This window comes from Rhizobacter sp. P1_G5, assembly GCF_056405435.1.
In genome coordinates this window covers 1-3,899 of sequence record NZ_JBFUCB010000573.1, presented here as the reverse complement: position 1 = coordinate 3,899, position 3,899 = coordinate 1, and the positions used below count along the sequence as shown (strand labels likewise).

The 3,899-nt window shown below is 68.8% G+C and carries 4 protein-coding genes; 1 reads left to right on the top strand and 3 read right to left on the bottom strand.

The features are described from left to right. Positions 1 to 96: 96 nt before the first annotated feature. Positions 97 to 1,569: a M48 family metalloprotease gene (locus AC1D12_RS27190; RefSeq protein WP_477844140.1), complete on the bottom strand. Its 1,473-nt coding sequence runs from the start codon at positions 1,567 to 1,569 to the stop codon at positions 97 to 99. 118 nt (positions 1,570 to 1,687) lie between these two features. Here AC1D12_RS27190 and AC1D12_RS27185 point away from each other — a divergent pair, with 118 nt between their 5' ends. Next, entirely contained in the window at positions 1,688 to 2,185 is a 498-nt protein-coding gene (locus AC1D12_RS27185) for a DUF3016 domain-containing protein (protein WP_477827597.1), read from the top strand. Between the two features lie 21 nt (positions 2,186 to 2,206). On the opposite strand, the gene AC1D12_RS27180 is transcribed toward AC1D12_RS27185, so the two are convergent. Both AC1D12_RS27180 and AC1D12_RS27175 read right to left on the bottom strand, forming a co-directional pair. Beyond that, entirely contained in the window at positions 2,207 to 3,265 is a 1,059-nt protein-coding gene (locus tag AC1D12_RS27180; protein WP_477827596.1) for a hypothetical protein, read from the bottom strand. Between the two features lie 257 nt (positions 3,266 to 3,522). After that, the gene (locus tag AC1D12_RS27175; RefSeq protein WP_047505575.1) at positions 3,523 to 3,747 is read right to left on the bottom strand and encodes a hypothetical protein; all 225 of its coding nucleotides are present in this window, start codon (positions 3,745 to 3,747) and stop codon (positions 3,523 to 3,525) included. Between the last annotated feature and the right edge of the window lie 152 nt (positions 3,748 to 3,899).

Sequence of the window (3,899 nt, the reverse complement as noted above, 5' to 3'; positions counted from 1 at the left end):
CATGGGTACTTCGTGGCCGACCGCATCGATTCGAAGCCGGGCAAGCTGGTCTTCAACCGCATCACCAGCCTCAAGGACAGCTGGGGAAAATGAGCGTCACTCGACGACCTTGACCCGCTGCCCCACGGCCGGGTCCTTGCCGCCGCCGTAGACGCCGTTGATCAGCTTCAGCTGCGCCTCGGCCTGCGGCAGCGGTGACTGCTTCGCCAGTTCGGCGAAGCCACCGCGCGGGAACGGCACCGACTTCAGCGTCCACGGCTTCGCCACGCTGCGATCGGCCGCGGTCAGTGCGCGGAACGAGCCTTCAGCCTCCTTCAGCCCGGCCGCGTTGCGCTGCAGCGCGGCGGCATCCTTCGACGCCTGCAGCAACACGAAGCGGTTGTTCTGCGGACCGTCCACCACCGTCGCGACGACGGCGCGCGCCTGGCCCTGCTTCGTCGTCGCGGTGCCGGTGAAGCGGCTCGCCTTCAGGCCGTTCAGCTCGAGCTTGTCGAACTTGCCCTGCGTCGGCTTGAAGACGCTGCGAACGATCTCCTCATGCGTGCTGCCGGCCTTGGCGGGCGCCAGCATCACCACCAGCCCGGCATCGCCCGCGGCATTGACGAGCGTGATGTCCTCGGCCGAGTTCTGCACCTTCCAGCCCTCGGGCGCCTTCAGCGCGATACCCAGCGGCTCATGGTAGAAGCCGCGCCCGCGCGTCACGCCCTGTGCGCGGCTCTCGCCGAACGGCAGCCCGGCGATCGTCTGCAGGTAGCGATCGCGGCCCTCGTCGACATAGTCGGCGTCCTTCGCATAGCCGTCGGCGATCGTCGTGATGTCGCGCAGGCGCTGGTCGTTGCTCGGGTGCGAGGCCAGCCAGTTGTTGCCGCCGGAGGCGCTGCGGCCCTCGGCCTTCGCGGTGTCGGCCGCGAACTGCTCCTGGCGCTTCAGCACCTGGATCACCTCGACCATCTTCTTCGGGTCGTAGCGGTTGCGCACCAGGTACTCGGCGCCGAGCTGGTCGGCCTGCGACTCCTGGTCGCGGCTGTACGAGGCGATGTAGCCGGCCGCGACGCTCTGCGACACCTGGTTCGCCACGTCGCCGATGCCCAGCACCGCGCCGAGCACGGTGGCCGCGACCACGCCGATGCCGGCGGTCTGCTGGCGCGTGGCGCGCTGCGCGCCATGGCGGGCCGTCACGTGGCCGATCTCATGGCCCATCACGCCGGCCAGGTCGCCCTCGCTCTCCATGTAGGCCATGATGCCGCGCGTCACGTAGACGTAGCCGCCCGGCAGCGCGAAGGCATTGACCTCGGGGCTGTCGAGCACGGTGAAGGTCCATTGCAGCTGCGCCCGGTGCGACTGCTTCGCCAGGCGCTGGCCGAGGTCGTTCACGTAGGCCTGCACCGGTGCGCTGTCGAGCACGGTGTATTCCTTCAACACCTCCTGGTGCGCCTTCTTGCCCTCGGCGATCTCGGACGGCTCGTCCATCACCGTGCGTTCGCTGCGGCCCGTCACCGGATTGACGACGGAGGCGCAGGCGCCCAGCAGCGACGTGGCCAGCAACAAGGGGATCAGCAGACGACGCATGGCAGAGACCTTTCCGGGAGTGCGGGCGGATGGTAGCCGCTGGGAGGAGCCGTCGGGCACGCTTGCACGCCCACGAACGGCAGCGTACCGTTGCGAGTCAGGCTTCAGGAGTTTCACGATGCGCTTCGGATCGATCATCGGATGGGCCGCGCTCGCGGCGTGCGTGGCCGAACCGGCCCTGGCTGCAGGTTCGGCCGAGGTCGGCTACCAGCAGCCGGAACGCTTCGTCGACGCCGGCGATACGCCGCGCGAACGTGACGCCAACCTGCGCCTGCTGGCCGACCAGCTGCAGTCGCTCGCGGCGCAGAACCTGCCGGCCGGCCAATCGCTGCAGGTCGAGTTGCTCGACGTGGACCTGGCCGGCTACGTGCGGCACAGCTCGCGCGGCGACCTGCGGGTGGTCCGCGACAACCACGACAGCGCGCGCATCTGGCTGCGCTACACGCTGGTGTCCGGCGGCCAGACGCTGCGTTCCGGCGACGCCGCGTTGAGCGACCTGGCCTCGCGGAGATCCGCCGGGCTGGACACCGCCCGGGGTCCGCTCGGCCGCGAAAAGACCCTGCTGGCAGATTGGTTCACGAAGGAATTCGGCACCGCCCGCGCGGCAACGAACTGAGCCAGAAGCCTCGCGGCGGCGTCACAACCGCGGCTGCGTGGTCGGCCAGTCGTCGTGACGGTCGGACTGGCTGTCGCCCGCCACCAGCGTGTTGCCCATGCCGAGCAGTTCGCGCGCCTGCTGCAGGCTGATCAGCTCGTCGCGCGACATGCGCGCATGGCTGTTGTGGCGCTCGATCTCCCACACCAGCTCGATCAGGTCGCGCTGGGTCTGCGCCGAACGCACCTTGCCGTGGGTCAGCGCGGCGAACAGCGGCGCATCGATGCGCAAGGTGTCGAGCAGCAGCTCGCGCACCTGGGCGATCAGTTGCTGTTCCGATGACGGTTTCTCGATTTTTGGCGTCACCGGCGGCAAGTCTGCGACAGCTTTGGCACGCCCGCGGCCCAACGCCTTGTTCAGCACGGCCGTCACGCCGCCCGCCGCAGCGCGGGCGCCTGATTTCTTCGCCGGCTTCGTTGCCACGGCCGGCACGGGCGCGACCCAGACGGCCTCCCTGGGTTCCTCGACAAGCGGGATGGTGTCGGACCACGGCACGGCCGTCTCCACCAGTTGCACCGGTGGTGCGGGTTCGGGCTCGACCCGGCGCGCCCGTGGCACAGAGGGCTCCAGTGCGATCGGTTCGTCGACCGGCGCGTGCATCGATGGCGGCGCCACCGCTTGTGGCGGAATCATCGAGGTGGACGACAGGTGGGCCGCGTCGATCGGTGCCGCGTCGGCATGCTCGTCGATCGTGAGCGGCGTGATGACGGGGACGATCGGTTCAGGCTCGGGTTGGTGCGGTGTCGGCACGTCCAGGGCCACGCTCGTGAGCTTGGGGGCATCGAGCGCACCGGAGCCGCTGTCGATCGCCTCCGACACCACCTGTTCGGCAGGAATCTCGACCAGCCCCAGCCGCACCAGTTCCTCGAAATGCACGGTCTGCGCGCCGGCCTGGTGCGCCAGGCTCAGCACCTCGGCCAGCGTGCGCCGGCCGTCCACCAGGAACAGCACCGTGCGGTGCCGCTGACCGAGCCGCTGCGTGCGGGTGCGCAGCTCGTCATGGCCGCGCGAGGTCTTGGTGGGAACGGAGGGCACGGTCATCGGGGATCATGGGTCGAAGGCACCATTGTGGCGCGAGAACTGGTAACCGTCAGTGGTCACTTCGCTCGCGTGCACAGGCGGGTTGAAGGCCGGATCGAACGGCACTCGCCCCTGTCATCGGCCTTGCAGCGCCGGCCTGTAGGGCGCGGCGGCCCGGGGTCACACCCGGTTTCAACTCAGTCGACGCCGGGCCGCCCCAAGGGGGCTGAGCGCCCCCCTCGGGGGGCAGGAGCGAAGCGACGTGGGGGTGGTCATCTTCAAAAGCGGCTGCGCGCCTTGCGCTTGTCGAGCTCGAGCAGCTGGTTCTTGATCAACGCCTGCAGCACGCGCAGGTTCGCCTCGGTCAGGCTGATGACGCTGGACGGCTCGTCGTCGTGGTTGGTCACCGTCTGCACCAGCGCATCGACCTTCAGATGCACCATGCCGTGAACGTCGTGGGCCATGGATTTCACGCGCTGGATTTCGATGTTGTGGGTCTTCATGAACGCTCTCCGCAGGCCCGCTTGCCGGGCCAAGGGCGGCAGCGTACCGCAGACGGGGCCCTCCCCGCAGGGACTGGCTACAAAGATGCAGAAAGTGTGCAGACAACGCTCTCTCTTGCTCCACAAAGTAGCTCTACCGTCCACGGTGCGTT

Coding starts and splice junctions, on each gene's coding strand:
- AC1D12_RS27185 (WP_477827597.1), top strand. CDS start 1,688: ATGCGCTTCGGATCGATCATCGGATGGGCCGCGCTCGCGGCGTGCGTG.
- AC1D12_RS27190 (WP_477844140.1), bottom strand. CDS start 1,569: ATGCGTCGTCTGCTGATCCCCTTGTTGCTGGCCACGTCGCTGCTGGGC.
- AC1D12_RS27175 (WP_047505575.1), bottom strand. CDS start 3,747: ATGAAGACCCACAACATCGAAATCCAGCGCGTGAAATCCATGGCCCAC.
- AC1D12_RS27180 (WP_477827596.1), bottom strand. CDS start 3,265: ATGACCGTGCCCTCCGTTCCCACCAAGACCTCGCGCGGCCATGACGAG.